The organism is Streptomyces tatrensis, from assembly GCF_049310065.1.
Taxonomy (GTDB): domain Bacteria; phylum Actinomycetota; class Actinomycetes; order Streptomycetales; family Streptomycetaceae; genus Streptomyces.
On record NZ_JBMDLB010000011.1, the window covers coordinates 1,328,453 to 1,345,165 of the forward strand.

Sequence of the window (16,713 nt, forward strand, 5' to 3'; positions counted from 1 at the left end):
GTCCGGGAAGATCTCGGCGCCGCTCCCAGTTAGTAGAACCGTGAACGAATTCGCGGTGCAGGACGTGGACGTGGTGGTCGTGGGCGCGGGGCAGGCCGGCCTGTCCGGCGCCTACCACCTGGCACGGGCGGGCATCGGCCACGTGGTCCTGGACCACGCGCCGCGCCCGGGGGGCGCCTGGCAGTTCCGCTGGCCCTCGCTCACCTACGGCAAGGTCCACGGCATGCACGCGCTGCCCGGGATGGAACTCACCGGCGCCGATCCGCTGCGTCCGTCCTCCGAGGTGATCGCGGAGTACTTCGCCGCGTACGAGGACCGCTTCGACCTGCGCGTACGCCGCCCCGTGGACGTCACGGCCGTACGCGACGGGGCCGACCGCCGGCTGCTGGTGGAATCCCGGACCGGGACCTGGTCGGCGCGGGCCCTGATCAACGCCACCGGGACCTGGGACCGGCCGTTCTGGCCGCGCTACCCGGGGCAGGAACTCTTCCGGGGCCGCCAGCTGCACACGGCGAACTACCCGGGGCCGGCTGAGTTCGCCGGAGCCCGGGTCATCGTGGTGGGCGGCGGCACCTCGGCGGTGCAGCACCTGCTGGAGATCGCCGAGGTGGCGGCGGAGACCACCTGGGTCACCCGCCGGCCCCCGGTGTTCCGCGACGGGAGCTTCGGTGAGGCGCAGGGCCGTGCGGCGGTGGCCCTGGTGGAGGACCGGGTACGGCAGGGCCTGCCGCCCCGCAGCGTGGTCAGCGTCACCGGGCTGCCGCTGAACGAGGCCGTCCGGGGCGGGCTGGAGTCGGGCGTCCTGGACCGCCGGCCGATGTTCGACCACCTCACGGGGTCGGGGGCCGCCTGGTCGGACGGCGCCCGCGTCGAAGCGGACGTGATCGTGTGGGCCACCGGCTTCCGCCCCGCCATCGACCACCTGGCTCCGCTGCGGCTGCGCGAGCCGGGCGGCGGCATCCGGCTCGACGGCACGCGCGCGGTCCGTGACGAGCGGATCCACTTGGTCGGCTACGGCCCTTCGGCGTCGACCATCGGCGCAAACCGCGCCGGCGGCGCCGCGGCCCGCGAGATCGGCCGTCTGCTCACCCGCACCCGGGCCGGCATCCAAGAGACGGTCTGAGGCGCGCCGTTCGGATCAGGCGGCGCGCGAGGCGGCCCGGAGCCGGTTGAACTCGGCCACGTGCCGTTTGTGCTCCTCGTACGTGGCGGAGAAGCGGGTGTCCCCCTGCTTCACGGTGACGAAGAAGAGCCAGTCTCCGGGTGTCGGGGCGACGGCGGCCGCCATGGCCTGCAGGCCGGGGCTGTCGATCGGGGTGGGCGGCAGTCCCTGGCGCTCGTACGTGTTGAAGGGGCTGTCGATCTTCGTCTCGCTCAGTTTGGTGTCCACCGTGGAGCGGTTCAGCGCGTAGTTGATGGTGGAGTCCATCTGGAGCGGCATCGATTTCGCCAGCCGGTTGTGGACCACCCGGGCGACCTTGCCCATGTCCCCGCGGGTTTCGGCCTCCGCCTCGATGATGCTCGCGAGGGTGGCCGTCTGGTACGGGGTCATGCCGTGGGCCTTGCCGCCGTCCGCGACGGCCTTGGTCGCGAGGCTCTTGTTGGCCGTCTCGACCATGTACGTGAGCAGTGAGGCCGGGGTGGACTTCGAGGTCACCGGGTAGGTGGCCGGGAAGAGGTACCCCTCCGGATTGCCCTTCGCCTCAGCGGGCAGGGGCAGGACGGCCGTAGCAGCCGCGGCCTTGGCGGAGCCGGCCGGGAGCTTCAGTTCGCGGTCGATGGCCGCGTAGACCTGCGGGGCCCGCCAGCCCTCGGGGATCAGCAACTGGCGCGGCTTCTCGGGCGGTTCCTCGCCGGGAAACAAGGGGATCAGGAGGGCTGCCCCGAGTCCCAGGACGGTTCCGAGGAAGAGCGCCAGCCTGCCCCGGCGGGTGAGCCGGGAACGGCGCGGTGACGGCAGCCGGTTCTCATGAGGCATGCGGGCACGCTAACCCGCGAACCGTCGGATTCCCGGCATCCCGACCCGTGTGCCGGTCATACGATCACACGTTCACCGGGGTCGGCTCGGTGCCGCGCAGGGTGTCCGGCTTGAACGTCCCGGGCTTGAGCAGATCCGCCTTGCGCATCTCCGAACCGAGCGCCCCGGACAGGAGCCCTTCGGACGCCGGGGCCTCCGGCTTGATCGCACTCTCCCGGTCGCGCCGTACGAGAGCGGCGTACCGGCCGTCGGCCTTCAGCAGTTCCTCGTGGGTGCCGCGCTCCGCGATCCGGCCTCCGTCGAGCACCACGATCTGGTCGGCATCGCGGACGGTGGAGAGGCGGTGGGCGATGGTGATGGTGGTGCGGCCCTGGGAGAGGTTGTCGATGGCGCGCTGCACGGCATGCTCGGTGCGGGTGTCCAGCGCGCTGGTGGCCTCGTCGAGGATGAGCACCGGCGGGTCGCGCAGGATGGTGCGCGCGATGGCCAGGCGCTGCTTTTCTCCGCCGGAGAACCGGTAGCCGCGCTCGCCGACCAGGGTGTCGTACCCGTCGGGCAGGGACTCGATGTGATCGTGGATCTGGGCCGCGCGGGCCGCCTCCGCTATCTCCTCGTCGGTGGCGTCGGGCTTGGCGAAGCGCAGGTTGTCTGCGACGGAGGCGTGGAAGAGGTAGGTCTCCTGGGAGACCACGCCGATGGAGCGGGCCAGCGAGTCGAAGTCGAGGTCGCGCACGTCGACGCCGTCGAGGGCGACCCGGCCGCCGGTGACGTCGTAGAGCCGGGGCACGAGGTAGCTCAGCGTGCTCTTGCCGGATCCGGTCGGGCCGACCACCGCGAGGGAACCGCCGGCCGGGACCGTGATGTCGATGCCCGTCAGGGTGGGGCCGCTCTTGGCGTCGTAGGCGAAGTGGACGTCCTCCAGGCGGACCTCGCCCTTGGCGCGGTCGAGGCGGACGGGGTCCTCGCGCTCGGTGATGTCCACCGGCAGGTCGAGGTACTCGAAGATGCGGGCGAAGAGCGCCAGGGAGGTCTGGATCTGGACGCCGGTCGACAGCAGGCTCACGGCGGGCCGGAACAGGCCCTGCTGGAGGGTGACGAAGGCGACGAGGGTGCCGACCGAGAGCGAGGGGGCCCCGGTCTGCAGGGCTATGCCGGCCGCCCAGTAGATGAGCGCGGGCATGGCGGCCATGACGATGCCGATGGTGGACATCCGCCAGCGCCCGGCCATGCTGGAGCGCACTTCGAGGTCGACGAGCTTCTCGGACTCCTCCGCGAAGGAGGTGGTGAGCGAATCCGCGCGGCCCATCGTGCGGCCGAGCAGGATGCCGCTGACCGACAGCGACTCGGTGACCGTCGCAGCCATCGCGGCCATCTGCTTCTGGCGCTGCGCGGTGATCTTCTTGCGCTCGCCGCCGACGCGGCGGCTGATCCACACGAAGACGGGCAGCAGGGCGAGCGAGACGAGCGTGAGCCGCCAGTCGAGCGCGAGCATGGCGACGACGGAGGCGATGACGGCCGTCGCGTTCGAGACGAGCGAGGTCGCCGTGGAGGTGACCGTGGCCTGCATGCCGCCGATGTCATTGGCGATGCGGGACTGCACCTCGCCGGTGCGCGTACGGGTGAAGAAGGCCAGCGGCATCCGCTGGAGCTGTGCGTAGACCGCGGTGCGCAGATCGTGCATGACGCGCTGCCCGACGGTGGTGGATATCAGGGTCTGGAGCACGCCGAAGATGCTGGTGACGACCGCGGTCGCGATCATGCCCAGGGCGAGCAGGCTGAGCAGCCCGGTACGGCCCTGCGGGATCGCTACGTCGAGGACTTCCTTGAGCAGGAAGGGGGTGGCGACTCCGACCAGCGAGGAGGCGGCGACCAGCACGCCGACGACGGCGAGCCTGCCCCGGTAGGGCCGGAAGAGGGAGACGATGCGGCGCAGCTCGCGCGGCCGCTCGTCCGGGGCGGGACCGCTGGGGTCTAGGGATTCTTTCGAGGGCTCCCACTCGGGTTCCTTGGGGCGCATGGGCCTCCTTCATGACAGGTGACGAGACTCGAATGAGCATAGCTCATTGTTACCTATACTCACAATGAATCTGGTCCTGATATCGTTCCCATTATGAGGACCGCAGCATGAGCACCGCTTCCGAGACCGACAGCGCCCGGGGCACCGGCGGCGCCGAGAGCTCCGACACGGCCGGCACCACCGACACGACCGACGGCGTGCTCGCCGAGCAGCTCCTGCGCCTGACCCGGCGGCTCCACCGCATCCAGAAGCGCCATCTGGAGCCGCTCGGCATCACCCCGGCCCAGTCCCGGCTGCTGCGCACCGTCGCCCACCTCTCCGCGGCGCGCCCGCCCCGGATGGCGGACCTCGCCGTCCGCCTGGAGGTGGTGCCCCGTGCCGTGACCACGCTGGTCGACGGCCTGGAGAGCGCCGACTGCGTCCGCCGCGTGCCCGATCCCGAGAACCGCCGTGTCATAAGGATCGAGCTCACCGACACCGGCCGCGCCACGCTGCGCCGCCTGCGCAACGCGCGAACCGGCGCCGCAGAGGAGATCCTGGCTCCATTGACCGCCGATCAGCGCGAGGTGCTCGGCGGCCTGCTGAACGCTCTGGCGGACGCTCCGGCGGAGCACGGCTGCTGACGGGCGACGGTCCGGCCGGGACAGGGCCGGGGCTGCGCCGAACGAGTGAGACCGACCCACACGGCGCGAGTTGAGGGGCTGCAGATGCCACTGCTGGAACCGAAGCCGGGGGCCCTGCGCCCGCGCACCATCAGCGGCCCCTCCCCCGACCGGGTGCCCGACCGGGCCTCGAAGGGCACCCCCGAACCGCTGCGGAGCGAGCTCTGCGAACTGCTGGGCGCCGACAAGGTGCTCTCGGGCGTCTCCGACCTGGTCCGCTACGCCTCCGACGCCTCCCCGTACCGGTTCCTGCCCCAGGTCGTCGTGATCGCCGAGGACATCGACGACGTCTCCGCCGTCCTGTCCTACGCCCACGGCAGGCAGCGCGAGGTGGTCTTCCGGGCCGCCGGGACCTCGCTCAACGGCCAGGCCCAGGGCGAGGACATCCTCGTCGACGTCCGCCGCCACTGGGCGGGGGTCGAGGTGCTGGAGGAGGGGCTGCGCGCCCGGATCCAGCCCGGCACCACCGTCGTGCGCGCCAACGCCGCGCTCGCCCGCCACGGCCGGGTCCTCGGCCCGGACCCGGCCAGCGCCATCGCCTGCACCCTCGGCGGAGTCGTCGCGAACAACGCCTCCGGCATGACGGCGGGCACCACGAGGAACTCGTACCGCACCTTGTCCTCCCTCACCTTCGTCCTGCCGAGCGGCACCGTCGTGGACACCGCCGACCCGCTCGCCGACGAGGAGCTGGAGCACGCCGAGCCATCCCTGTGCCACGGCCTGATGGAGATCAAGAAGGAGATCGAGGCCGACCCGGAGCTCGTCGCCCGCATCCGGGCCAAGTACGAGATCAAGAACACCACCGGCTACCGCCTCGACGCCTACCTCGACGGCGCCACCCCGGTGGAGATCCTGCGCGGGCTGATGGTCGGCTCCGAGGGCACCCTCGGCTTCATCGCCGAGGTCGTCTTCGACACCCTGCCGCTGGACCGCGAGCTCACCAGCGCCCTGCTCTTCTTCCCCTCGCTGCCCGCCGCGGCCGCCGCCGTACCGCTCTTCAACGAGGCGGGGGCGCTGGCCGTCGAGCTGATGGACGGCAACACCCTGCGCGCCTCGGTGAGCGTCGCCGGCGTCCCCGCCGACTGGGCCGGCCTGCCCAAGGACACCACCGCGCTGCTCGTGGAGTTCCGGGCCCCCGACGAGGCCGGCCGCGCGGAGTACGAGCGGCGGGCCGCCGAGGTGCTGGCCGGGCTGGACCTGGTGACCCCGGTGGCCTCGGTGACCAACGCCTTCACCCGTGACGCCAGGACCATCTCCGGCTACTGGAAGGCCCGCAAGGCCTTCGTCACGGCCGTCGGCGGCGCCCGCGCCTCCGGCACCACCCTGATCACCGAGGACTTCGCGGTCCCCCCGTCCCGGCTGGCCGAGGCCTGCGAGGCCCTCCTCGAACTCCAGGCGGAGCACGGCTTCGACGCCGCCGTCGCCGGCCACGCCGCCCACGGCAACCTGCACTTCCTGCTCGCCTTCGACGCAGCCCGGCCCGCGGACGTGGAGCGGTACGCCGCCTTCATGGAGGCCTTCTGCCGGCTCACCGTCGAGCACTTCGACGGCTCCCTGAAGGCCGAGCACTCCACCGGCCGCAACATGGCCCCCTTCCTGGAACTGGAGTGGGGGCCCCGGGCCACCGAGATGATGTGGCGCACCAAGCGGGTGATCGACCCCGACCTGGTGCTCGCCCCGCGGATCCTCCTGGACCGCGATCCGAAGGCGCACCTGCGCGGCCTCAAGACGATCCCGCAGGTGGAAGCCGTAGCCGACCCCTGCATCGAGTGCGGGTTCTGCGAACCGACCTGCCCCAGCGAGGACCTGACGACCACCCCGCGCCAGCGGATCGTGCTGCGCCGGGAGATGATGCGCCAGCAGCCCGGCTCCCCCGTGCTCGACGGCCTGCTCGACGCGTACGGGTACGACGCCGTGGACACCTGCGCCGGCGACTCCACCTGCAAGCTCGCCTGCCCCGTCGGCATCGACACCGGCGCCCTGATGAAGGACTTCCGCCACCGCCGGCACAGCCCGCGCGAGGAGCGCGCGGCCGAGCTCGCCGCCCTGCGGTTCGGCGCGGTCGAAGTGGCCGCGCGGCTGGCCGTGGCCGCCGCCGACAAGATCACCGACGCCGTCGGGGACGGGATCCTGCGGGCCGTGACGGGGGCCGCGCGCAAGGCCGTACGGCCCGACCTGGTTCCCGAGTGGCTGCCGCAGGTCCCCGGCGCCGCGGCCCGCAAGCTGCCCGCCACCCGGCGCGTGGGCGCCGCCGCCGTGTACTACCCGGCCTGCGTCAACCGGATCTTCGGCGGCCCCGAAGGCCGGCCCGGCCCCTCCCTTCCGGAGGCCGTGGTGGCGGTGTCGGAGCGGGCCGGAAGGCCGGTGTGGATCCCCGGGGACGTCAGGGGCACCTGCTGCGCGACGATCTGGCACTCCAAGGGGTACGACGCCGGCAACCGCGTGATGGCCAACCGGATCGTCGAGGCCGCCTGGGGCTGGACGGCCGGCGGGCGGCTGCCCCTCGTGGTCGACGCGTCCTCCTGCACCCTGGGCATCGCGCACGAGGTGGTCCCGTACCTGACGGACGACAACCGGGCGCTCCACTCGGAGCTGCGGATCGTCGACTCCATCGTCTGGGCCGCCGAGGAGCTGCTGCCGCACCTGGAGGTCCGGCGCACGGTGGGCTCGGCGGTGCTCCACCCCACCTGTTCGATGCGGCACCTGGACGACGAGGCGCAGCTGCGGGCGGTGGCCGAGGCCTGCGCCGACGAGGTGGTGGTCCCGTACGACGCGGGGTGCTGCGCCTTCGCGGGCGACCGCGGCATGCTGCACCCGGAGCTGACGGAATCGGCGACGGCCCGCGAGGCCGCCGAGGTGACGGCGCGGGAGTTCGACGCACACCTGTCGGCGAACCGGATGTGCGAGGTGGGCATGGACCGGGCCACGGGCCGCAGCTACTACTCGGCGCTCCTGGAACTGGAGCGCGCCACCCGGCCCTGAGAGCGCCACCCCTCTGGTCACCCGGGCCACAAGCCTGCCCGCGCAGAGCTTTGGCCAACGGAAAATCGATTGCCCCGGACCGGTCCGGAACGCGAACCTTGCACGGTTTGGAACACTCGACCAGTCATGGGGCGTCATGCAGATCAGCGATCTTCCGTATCCGGACCCAGGGGTACCCGACGCTCGCTCCGGCCCCCGGTTCCTCTGGTGGCTAGGTCGGGGCCAACTCGGCGGGCAGGCCAAAAGCCTGTGCTGGGGGCTGCTCCACTTCGGCGGCATCGCGGGCCTGCCGTACACCGTGGGCATGGGCATCGACGCGGTCGTGGACGGCGACGGCGCCCGGCTGCTGTGGGTCGGCGGTCTGATCGCGCTGCTCGGCGTCGCGATCTCGCTCGGCGACGCGATGCTGCACCGCACGGCCGTCACCAACTGGATCACCGCCGCCGCGCGGGTCCAGCAGCTGCTCGCCCGCAAGACCGCCGACCTGGGCTCCGCCCTGACCCAGCGGGTCGCGGCGGGCGAGGTGGTGGCCGTCTCCACCGGCGACGTGGAGAAGATCGGCTGGTTCGTCGAGGCGGTGTCCCGCTTCCTGGCCGCCGCCCTGACCCTGGTCATCGGCTGTGTCGTCCTGCTGTTCTACGCGCCCACGATCGGCGTGGTCGTGGCCCTCGGCATGCCGGTGCTCGCCCTGGCCGTCCTGCCGCTGCTGCCGCGCGCCACCCAACGCGCCGACCTCCAGCGGGAGAAGGCGGGCAAGGCCACCGAACTGGCCTCGGACACCGTGGCGGGCCTGCGGGTCCTGCGCGGCATCGGCGGCGAGGAACTCTTCCTCGGCCGCTACCGCGAGGCCTCGCAGCAGGTCCGCGAAGCGGCCGTGCACAGTGCCCGGATGTGGGCCCTGATCTCCGCGATCCAGGTGCTGCTGCCGGGAGCGCTGCTGGTCACGGTGGTCTGGTACGGGGCAGCGCTCGTGCTGGACGGCCGGCTGGACGTAGGCGAACTCGTCGCCGCCTTCAGCGCGGTGGCGACCATGCTCTACCCGCTGCGGCACTTCGAGGAGATCGCGATGGCGTACTCCTTCTCCCGCCCCTCCGCCAAGCGGACGGCGCGGGTGCTGTCGCTGACGCGGACCGACGCGAAGGCGGAGGCGGGGGCGGAGGCCGTGGCCGGCGCGGAGCCCGTGGCCTCCACCGCAGTCGCCCGCACCCCGGCACCCCCGGCCCCCGGCGGGGACCTGTACGACCCGGAGACCGGACTGCTGGTCCCCTCGGGCCGGTTCACCGCCGTGGTGTGCGGGGACCCCGACCTGGCGGGCCGGCTCGCGGAGCGCCTGGGCGGGCACCCGATGGACGCCGCGGCGGGGCCGTCCGTCCTGCTGGGCGGGGTCGCGCTGGACGAGCTCGCGCTGGACACCGCGCGCACGCTGGTCCTCGTACAGGACAAGGATCCGGTCCTGCTGTCCGGGACGCTGCACGCGCTCTTCGACGTACCGGCGTCCGGGGCCGTCGAAGCGCCGGCGGCGCTCGCGGCGGCCCAGTGCACGGACGTACTGGACGCCCTGCTGCAGTCAGCCCCGGACGGGGTGGACGATCCGATGGACGCCAGGATCACCGAGCGCGGCCGCTCGCTGTCCGGCGGCCAGCGTCAGCGGCTGGCGCTGGCGCGGTCCCTGGTGACCGATCCCGAGGTGCTGGTGCTGGACGAGCCGACCTCGGCGGTCGACTCGCACACCGAGGCCAGGATCGCGGACGGGGTCTCGGCCCTGCGCTCCGGTCGCACGACGGTGGTACTGGCTTCCTCGCCGCTGCTGCTGGACCGCGCCGACCGGGTCGTCCTGATCCACGAGGGCAAGGCGGTGGCGAGCGGCACGCACCGCGAGCTGCTGCACGGCGACCCGCGCTACCGGGCGGTCGTCACCCGCGAGACCGAGGAAGAACAGCGGGCCGGGGACGAACAGCGGCTCCCGCGGCTGGAATCCGTACTGACAGAGATCGAGGAATCCGCATGATCGGCGTGGCGCCGCCGGACTACGATCCGGCCGCCCCTGAAACGGCCGCGACCCTGCCCGTGGGCAGCTCCGCGACGGTTCGGGGCTACGTGCGCGGCCTGTTCCGCCGCCACCGGCGGGCCTTCCTGGTCCTGGTGGGGGTCAACACGGTCGCGGTGATCGCCTCCATGGTCGGCCCGTACCTGCTGGGCCAGGTCGTGGACCGGCTCTCGGAAGGGGCCCGCGAGCTCCATCTGGGCCGGGTGGGACTGCTGTTCGCCCTCGCGCTCGGCGTCCAGACCGTGTTCGTGCGGCTGGTCCGACTGCGCGGGGCGATGCTCGGCGAGGAGATGCTGGCCGATCTGCGCGAGGACTTCCTCGTGCGGTCGGTGGGCCTGCCGCCCGGCGTACTGGAGCGCGCGGGAACCGGTGACCTGCTGTCGCGGATCACCACCGACATCGACCGGCTGGCCAACGCGATGCGCGAGGCCGTGCCGCAGCTGTCCATCGGCGTCGTCTGGGCGGGGCTGCTCTACGGGGCGCTCGCCGTGACCGCGCCGCCGCTGGCGCTGGCCGCGCTGGTGGCGCTGCCGGTGCTGGTGATCGGCTGCCGCTGGTACTTCAAGCGGGCGCCGCGGGCCTACCGGTCCGAGGCGGCCGGGTACGCGGCGGTCGCCGCCGTGCTCACCGAGACGGTGGACGCGGGCCGCACCATCGAGGCGCACCGCCTCGGCGGGCAGCGGATCGAGCTCTCGGAGCGGCGGATCAAGGAGTGGACGGCCTGGGAGCGGTACACGCTGTTCCTGCGGACGGTCCTCTTCCCCGTCGTCAACGTCACCTACGTGACGATCCTCGGCTCGGTGCTGATGATCGGCGGGTACTGCGTGATCCAGGGCTGGATGTCGGTGGGGCAGCTGACCACGGGCGCCCTGCTCGCGCAGATGATGGTCGACCCGATCGGCCTGATCCTGCGCTGGTACGACGAACTGCAGATCGCGCAGGTCTCGCTGGCCCGGCTGGTGGGCGTGCGGGAGATCGAACCGGACGCGGGCGACGCGGGCGTCTCCCCGGACGGCCGGGACGTCCGTGCGGACCAGGTGCACTTCGGGTACCGCGAGGGCGTGGACGTACTGCACCAGGTGTCGATGTCGGTGCCGCCGGGCACCCGGATGGCCCTGGTCGGGCCCTCGGGCGCCGGCAAGTCCACGCTGGGCCGGCTCCTGGCGGGCATCTACGCGCCGCGGACCGGTGAGATCACCCTCGGCGGGGCGCGGCTGTCGCAGATGCCGGCGGAACGGGTGCGCGAGCACGTGGCCCTGGTCAACCAGGAGCACCACGTGTTCGTGGGCTCCCTGCGGGACAACCTGCGGCTGGCTCGTACGGAGGCGGGTGACGCCGAGCTGTGGGCGGCGCTCGGCGCGGTCGACGCGGAGGACTGGGCGCGGGCGCTGGACGCCGGTCTGGACACCGAGGTCGGCTCGGGGTCCGCGGCACTGACCCCGGCGCAGGCGCAGCAGATAGCGCTGGCCCGACTGGTGCTGGCCGATCCGCACACGCTCGTCCTGGACGAGGCCACCTCGCTGCTGGACCCGCGCGCGGCCCGGCACTTGGAGCGCTCGCTGGCCCGGGTGCTGGACGGCCGCACGGTCATCGCGATCGCGCACCGGCTGCACACCGCGCACGACGCGGACGTGATCGCGGTGGTCGAGGCCGGCCGCATCACCGAGCTCGGCTCGCACGACGCCCTCGTCGAGGCCGACGGCGCGTACGCCGCCCTGTGGCGCTCCTGGCACGGCTGACCGCCGCCGCCCCGCCTGCCCCGGTCCTTCTCTACGTGGTCCAGGGCAGGCGGACGGCCTCGATCTCGGGGTCGGCGAGCAGCGCTTCGACCAGGCGCTCGGGTCCGGAGACCTTGGTGGCCCACAGGTCGTAGTCGGTGTACACGACCCAGGAGCGGTCCTCGGGCCACAGGTTGGAGGGGGTGTACAGGACGTCCGGGTGGTCGAAGAGTCCCTGGGCGTCGCCCAGCCGCCCGGAGCGGACGTGCTTCCCGTCGAAGTCCCCGTTGGCCAGCGGGCTGTAGTACGCCGTGCAGGGGGTGTCCGCTCCCCGGGGGCTGCAGGTGGTGAGGAACCGGATCAACTGGTCCCACGTGGGCCTGTCGAGACTGCCCTCGGCGGGCCACTCCACGGAACCGGGCCGGATGCCCGCCTCTTTCGCGGAGGGGAAGCAGTGATAGCAGGGGTAGATCCCCTGCGGCACGACCGGATCTCCGAGGCGGACGGCAAGGTCCGCCCAGCGAAGCCGCTCCCAGCCCGGGCCGGGGTGCTCGACCCGGTCCTGGATGTGATTGACGGAGTCCCCGGCGTTCTCTCCGCGCTCGTACATGCCACCGAGTACCCAGGCGGCGTCGGGCCGGCCGGGGGCCTCGTAGCCGGTGAGCCCGTCGTCCTGGGCCAGCTCGGCGAGCCAGTCCGTCTCAGCGGGGGAGGCGAGCGGCCACAGGGCAAGGATGTCGTCGGGCATCCGGCCAGGCTACGTCGCCGCCGACGACGGCCCACCGCCGGACGACGGGCCGGTCAGGCGGTCAGGCGGTCAGAAGAAGCCGAGGGCCGAGGCTCCGCCCACTCCGCCCAGGAGCATGAACACCGGCATCAGGACCTTGAGCTCCACCCAGCTGCCGGCACGGAAGCGCATCATCTTCGGCGGGCCGATGGGGTACCAGCGCTTGCCCGCGATGGGCAGGGGCCACAGGATCGGGCAGCCGGAGACGGTCAGGGCGTCGCCGATGTCGTGGACCAGGGCACCGAGCACGATCGGGATGCCGAGCCACAGGTATTCCTGGCCGGGGGCGGTGAAGAGCCAGTCGGAGCCGTTGCCGGGCTGGTCGAGCACGCCGGCCAGTATCCAGGCGCTGGTCGCGCCGAGCAGCCAGACCAGGACGTCGCTGGACATGCGGGCGGCCCGCCACAGCAGGCCTTCGACGGCGAGGACCAGGTGGATGAAGAGGAGGGCGAGGACGCCCCACCGTTCCGCGGTGACGGCGATCGCGGAGGAGCCGGCGCCGATCAGGACGGCCCAGACCCAGGTGTGGGTCAGCGTGCGGTGGCCTCCGGTGCGGCGGGCGTCGCGCGGGGCCCGGGTGGCCTTGTAGACCCCGTAGGAGATCTTGTCGACCACCTCGCACAGGCCCCGGGAGAGCGGACCGAAGGCGCGGGAGATCGTCGCCGACTTGTGGTCCAGGTCGGGGGCGAGGGCGGCTCCGGCGCAGATGAGCGCGCCGACGACCAGGACGGGCCAGGGCATCGGGTGCCCGGAGGCGGCCGCCGCGGCACCCACCCCCAGCCATGCCGCTGCCCCGGACAGTGAGTGCGCCGGACCCATCATGGTCGTTCCCCGCCCCGGTGGTGTGCTGGTCGGGCCCTGTTGACGGTGTCGTTCGGGCCTCATCGACGGCACAGCGTACCGCCGATGATCTTCCTTCTGTCCGCCGGTTCCCTGATCCGGGGGGAAGCCAGGCAAGATGGGGGGTGTGACCCTCATTGATCAGCTCCCGCCGAACGCCGACCCCGACGCCCTCTTCGAGGCTTTCTCCTCGTGGGCGGAGGACCAGGGCATCACCCTGTACCCGGCTCAGGAGGAAGCGCTGATCGAGGTCGTCTCGGGCGCGAACGTGATCCTGTCCACCCCGACCGGCTCCGGCAAGAGCCTGGTGGCGGCGGGCGCGCACTTCACGGCCCTGGCCCAGGACAAGGTCACCTTCTACACCGCGCCGATCAAGGCACTGGTCTCCGAGAAGTTCTTCGACCTGTGCAAGCTCTTCGGCACCGAGAACGTCGGCATGCTGACCGGCGACGCCTCGGTGAACTCGGACGCCCCGGTGATCTGCTGCACCGCCGAGGTGCTGGCCTCGATCGCCCTGCGCGACGGCAAGTACGCCGACATCGGCCAGGTCGTGATGGACGAGTTCCACTTCTACGCGGAGCCGGACCGCGGCTGGGCCTGGCAGATCCCGATCCTGGAGCTGCCGCAGGCGCAGTTCATCCTGATGTCGGCGACGCTCGGCGACATGAAGCGGTTCGAGGAGGACCTGACCCGGCGCACCGGCCGGCCCACCTCGATGGTCCGCTCCGCGACCCGGCCCGTCCCGCTGTCGTACGAGTACGTCACGACGCCGATCACCGACACGATCACCGAGCTGCTGGAGACCCGGCAGGCGCCGGTCTACATCGTGCACTTCACCCAGGCCCAGGCGGTCGAGCGGGCGCAGTCGCTGATGAGCATCAACATGTGCACCCGCGAGGAGAAGGACAAGATCGCCGAGCTGATCGGCAATTTCCGCTTCACCACGAAGTTCGGCCAGAACCTCTCGCGCTACGTCCGCCACGGCATCGGCGTGCACCACGCGGGCATGCTGCCCAAGTACCGCCGCCTGGTGGAGAAGCTGGCGCAGGCCGGTCTGCTGAAGGTCATCTGCGGTACCGACACCCTCGGCGTCGGCGTCAACGTCCCGATCCGTACCGTGCTGTTCACCGCGCTGACCAAGTACGACGGCACCCGGGTCCGCACGCTGCGCGCCCGCGAGTTCCACCAGATCGCCGGCCGCGCGGGCCGGGCCGGCTTCGACACCGCCGGTTATGTGGTGGCCCAGGCGCCCGAGCACGTCATCGAGAACGAGAAGGCCCTCGCCAAGGCGGGCGACGACCCGAAGAAGCGCCGCAAGGTGGTCCGCAAGAAGGCTCCCGAGGGCTTCGTGGCCTGGTCGGACACCACCTTCGAGAAGCTCATCGGCGCCGACCCGGAAGCGCTGACCTCCCGCTTCAAGGTCACCAACATCATGCTCCTGTCGGTCATCGCCCGGCCCGGCGACGCCTTCAAGGCGATGCGCCACCTGCTCGAGGACAACCACGAGCCGCGCAAGGCCCAGCTGCGCCACATCCGGCGGGCCATCGCCATCTACCGCTCCCTGCTCGACGGCGGTGTCGTCGAGAAGCTCGACACCCCGGACGCCGAGGGCCGCACGATCCGGCTGACCGTCGACCTCCAGCAGGACTTCGCGCTGAACCAGCCGCTGTCCACCTTCGCGCTGGCCTCCTTCGACCTGCTGGACCCGGAGTCCCCTTCCTACGCGCTGGACATGGTCTCGGTGGTGGAGTCCACGCTGGACGACCCGCGCCAGATCCTCGCCGCCCAGCAGAACAAGGAACGCGGCATGGCCGTGGGCGCGATGAAGGCCGACGGGGTCGAGTACGAGGAGCGGATGGAGCGGCTCCAGGAGATCACCTATCCCAAGCCGCTCGAAGAGCTGCTCCTGCACGCCTACGACGTGTACAGCAAGAGCCACCCGTGGGTCCGCGACCACCCGGTCTCCCCGAAGTCCATCATCCGCGACATGTACGAACGCGCGATGACCTTCACCGAGTTCACCTCGTACTACGAGCTGGCGCGCACCGAGGGCATCGTGCTGCGCTACCTGGCGAGCGCCTTCAAGGCCCTGGACCACACCATCCCCGACGACCTCAAGTCCGAGGACCTCCAGGACCTGATCGAGTGGCTCGGCGAGCTGGTCCGCCAGGTCGACTCGAGCCTGCTCGACGAGTGGGAGCAGCTGGCGAACCCGGAGGTGGAGACGGCGGAGCAGGCCCAGGAGAAGGCCGACCAGGTCAAGCCGGTCACCGCGAACGCCCGCGCCTTCCGCGTCCTGGTCCGCAACGCCATGTTCCGCCGGGTGGAGCTGGCGGCCCTGGACCACGTCAACGTGCTGGGCGAGCTGGACGGCGACTCCGGCTGGGACGCCGACGCCTGGGGCGAGGCCATGGACGGCTACTGGGACGAGTACGACGACCTGGGTACGGGCCCCGACGCGCGCGGCCCCAAGCTGCTCCAGATCGAGGAGGACGCGGCGCACGGCCTGTGGCGCGTCCGGCAGACCTTCGCCGACCCCAACGGGGACCACGGCTGGGGCATCAGCGCCGAGGTGGACCTCGCCGCTTCCGACGAGGAGGGCCGCGCGGTCCTGCGCGTCACCTCGGTCGGCGAACTCGGCCAGCTCTGACCTCCTCCCGGCTCCGCCCGGGCGGGCACCCGCCCCGCAACCGTCCCCCGACCCGCAACCGACCGGCGCCGTCACGGCCGCCGGGCCCGACAGTGGAGATCCTCTGATGACGAACCCCGCCGAGAGGCTGGTCGATCTGCTCGACCTGGAGCAGATCGAGGTCAACATCTTCCGGGGCGCCAGCCCCCAGGAGTCCCTCCAGCGCGTCTTCGGCGGCCAGGTCGCCGGCCAGGCGCTGGTGGCGGCCGGCCGCACCGCGGAGGGCGACCGGCCCGTCCATTCCCTCCACTCGTACTTCCTGCGCCCCGGCATCCCCGGAGTGCCGATCGTGTACCAGGTGGAGCGGGTGCGCGACGGGCGCTCCTTCACCACCCGCCGGGTCACCGCGGTCCAGCAGGGCAAGACCATCTTCAATCTGACCGCCTCCTTCCATCACCCGGAGGAGGGCAGCATCGAGCACCAGCTGCGTCCTCGCCATTTCCCGCACCCGGACACGCTCCCGAAGGTCGTGGACGAGATCCGCGAGCACCTGGGCACGCTGCCGGAGGCACTGGAGCGGATGGCCCGCCGCCAGCCCTTCGACATCCGCTACGTGGACCGGCTCCGCTGGACCCCCGAGGATCTCAAGGGCGCCGATCCGCGCAGTGCGGTGTGGATGCGCGCCGTAGGCCCGCTGGGCGACGACCCGCTCGTGCACACCTGCGCCCTCACCTACGCCAGTGACATGACCCTCCTCGACGCCGTGCGCATCCCCGTGGAACCCCTGTGGGGCATGCGCGGTTTCGACATGGCCTCCCTCGACCACGCCATGTGGTTCCACCGGCCGTTCCGGGCGGACGAGTGGTTCCTGTACGACCAGGAATCGCCCATCGCGCACGGCGGCCGGGGCCTGGCCCGCGGCCGCATCTACGACCTCGAAGGCAAGCTGCTGGTCTCGGTGGTCCAGGAGGGGCTCTTCCGCCCCTACGGCGCCAAGGCTTCCAAGCCTGCCGTGTCACCCCAGTAGTCCCTCCGTCCTCGAAGAACTGAGCG

General features: G+C 71.9%; 11 protein-coding genes. 7 read left to right on the forward strand and 4 right to left on the reverse strand.

Going from position 1 to position 16,713, the window contains the following annotated elements:
- The first annotated feature begins 40 nt into the window (after window positions 1–40).
- Entirely contained in the window at window positions 41–1,123 is a 1,083-nt protein-coding gene (locus tag ACODT5_RS21590) for an NAD(P)-binding domain-containing protein (protein WP_422520957.1), read from the forward strand.
- A gap of 15 nt (window positions 1,124–1,138) precedes the next feature.
- Here ACODT5_RS21590 and mltG read toward each other — a convergent pair whose 3' ends face one another.
- Together mltG and ACODT5_RS21600 are read right to left on the reverse strand one after the other, a co-directional pair.
- Window positions 1,139–1,978, reverse strand: coding sequence for an endolytic transglycosylase MltG (gene mltG, locus ACODT5_RS21595; RefSeq protein ID WP_422520958.1), 840 nt, complete (start codon window positions 1,976–1,978; stop codon window positions 1,139–1,141).
- Window positions 1,979–2,042: 64 nt separating this feature from the next.
- The gene (locus ACODT5_RS21600; RefSeq protein WP_422520959.1) at window positions 2,043–3,995 is read right to left on the reverse strand and encodes an ABC transporter ATP-binding protein; all 1,953 of its coding nucleotides are present in this window, start codon (window positions 3,993–3,995) and stop codon (window positions 2,043–2,045) included.
- Window positions 3,996–4,102: 107 nt separating this feature from the next.
- Here ACODT5_RS21600 and ACODT5_RS21605 point away from each other — a divergent pair, with 107 nt between their 5' ends.
- The 4 genes from ACODT5_RS21605 to ACODT5_RS21620 all read left to right on the forward strand — a co-directional run bounded on the left by ACODT5_RS21605 (window position 4,103) and on the right by ACODT5_RS21620 (window position 11,425).
- Window positions 4,103–4,618, forward strand: coding sequence for a MarR family winged helix-turn-helix transcriptional regulator (locus ACODT5_RS21605; protein WP_422520960.1), 516 nt, complete (start codon window positions 4,103–4,105; stop codon window positions 4,616–4,618).
- Window positions 4,619–4,702: 84 nt separating this feature from the next.
- A complete protein-coding gene (locus ACODT5_RS21610; RefSeq protein WP_422520961.1) occupies window positions 4,703–7,639 on the forward strand; it encodes an FAD-binding and (Fe-S)-binding domain-containing protein in 2,937 nt (978 codons plus the stop codon).
- Between the two features lie 136 nt (window positions 7,640–7,775).
- Window positions 7,776–9,647, forward strand: coding sequence for an ABC transporter transmembrane domain-containing protein (locus ACODT5_RS21615; protein ID WP_422520962.1), 1,872 nt, complete (start codon window positions 7,776–7,778; stop codon window positions 9,645–9,647).
- The gene (locus ACODT5_RS21620) at window positions 9,644–11,425 is read left to right on the forward strand and encodes an ABC transporter ATP-binding protein (protein ID WP_422520963.1); all 1,782 of its coding nucleotides are present in this window, start codon (window positions 9,644–9,646) and stop codon (window positions 11,423–11,425) included. The genes ACODT5_RS21615 and ACODT5_RS21620 overlap by 4 nt, the downstream gene beginning before the upstream one ends.
- 31 nt (window positions 11,426–11,456) lie before the next feature.
- Here the strand turns inward: ACODT5_RS21620 and ACODT5_RS21625 are convergent, their stop codons facing one another.
- Window positions 11,457–12,152, reverse strand: a complete 696-nt coding sequence (locus ACODT5_RS21625; protein ID WP_422520964.1) for a hypothetical protein — start codon at window positions 12,150–12,152, stop codon at window positions 11,457–11,459.
- A 69-nt stretch (window positions 12,153–12,221) separates the two neighbouring features.
- Window positions 12,222–13,013: a metal-dependent hydrolase gene (locus ACODT5_RS21630; RefSeq protein ID WP_422520965.1), complete on the reverse strand. Its 792-nt coding sequence runs from the start codon at window positions 13,011–13,013 to the stop codon at window positions 12,222–12,224.
- Between the two features lie 145 nt (window positions 13,014–13,158).
- On the opposite strand from ACODT5_RS21630, the gene ACODT5_RS21635 reads away from it, so the two are divergent.
- Complete coding sequence (locus tag ACODT5_RS21635; RefSeq protein WP_422520966.1) at window positions 13,159–15,681, forward strand: DEAD/DEAH box helicase; 2,523 nt, start codon at window positions 13,159–13,161, stop codon at window positions 15,679–15,681.
- A gap of 106 nt (window positions 15,682–15,787) precedes the next feature.
- Window positions 15,788–16,687, forward strand: a complete 900-nt coding sequence (locus tag ACODT5_RS21640) for an acyl-CoA thioesterase (protein ID WP_422520967.1) — start codon at window positions 15,788–15,790, stop codon at window positions 16,685–16,687.
- The last annotated feature ends 26 nt before the right edge of the window (window positions 16,688–16,713 follow it).

Coding starts and splice junctions, on each gene's coding strand:
- mltG (WP_422520958.1), bottom strand. CDS start 1,978: ATGCCTCATGAGAACCGGCTGCCGTCACCGCGCCGTTCCCGGCTCACC.
- ACODT5_RS21600 (WP_422520959.1), bottom strand. CDS start 3,995: ATGCGCCCCAAGGAACCCGAGTGGGAGCCCTCGAAAGAATCCCTAGAC.
- ACODT5_RS21605 (WP_422520960.1), top strand. CDS start 4,103: ATGAGCACCGCTTCCGAGACCGACAGCGCCCGGGGCACCGGCGGCGCC.
- ACODT5_RS21610 (WP_422520961.1), top strand. CDS start 4,703: ATGCCACTGCTGGAACCGAAGCCGGGGGCCCTGCGCCCGCGCACCATC.
- ACODT5_RS21615 (WP_422520962.1), top strand. CDS start 7,776: ATGCAGATCAGCGATCTTCCGTATCCGGACCCAGGGGTACCCGACGCT.
- ACODT5_RS21620 (WP_422520963.1), top strand. CDS start 9,644: ATGATCGGCGTGGCGCCGCCGGACTACGATCCGGCCGCCCCTGAAACG.
- ACODT5_RS21625 (WP_422520964.1), bottom strand. CDS start 12,152: ATGCCCGACGACATCCTTGCCCTGTGGCCGCTCGCCTCCCCCGCTGAG.
- ACODT5_RS21630 (WP_422520965.1), bottom strand. CDS start 13,013: ATGATGGGTCCGGCGCACTCACTGTCCGGGGCAGCGGCATGGCTGGGG.
- ACODT5_RS21640 (WP_422520967.1), top strand. CDS start 15,788: ATGACGAACCCCGCCGAGAGGCTGGTCGATCTGCTCGACCTGGAGCAG.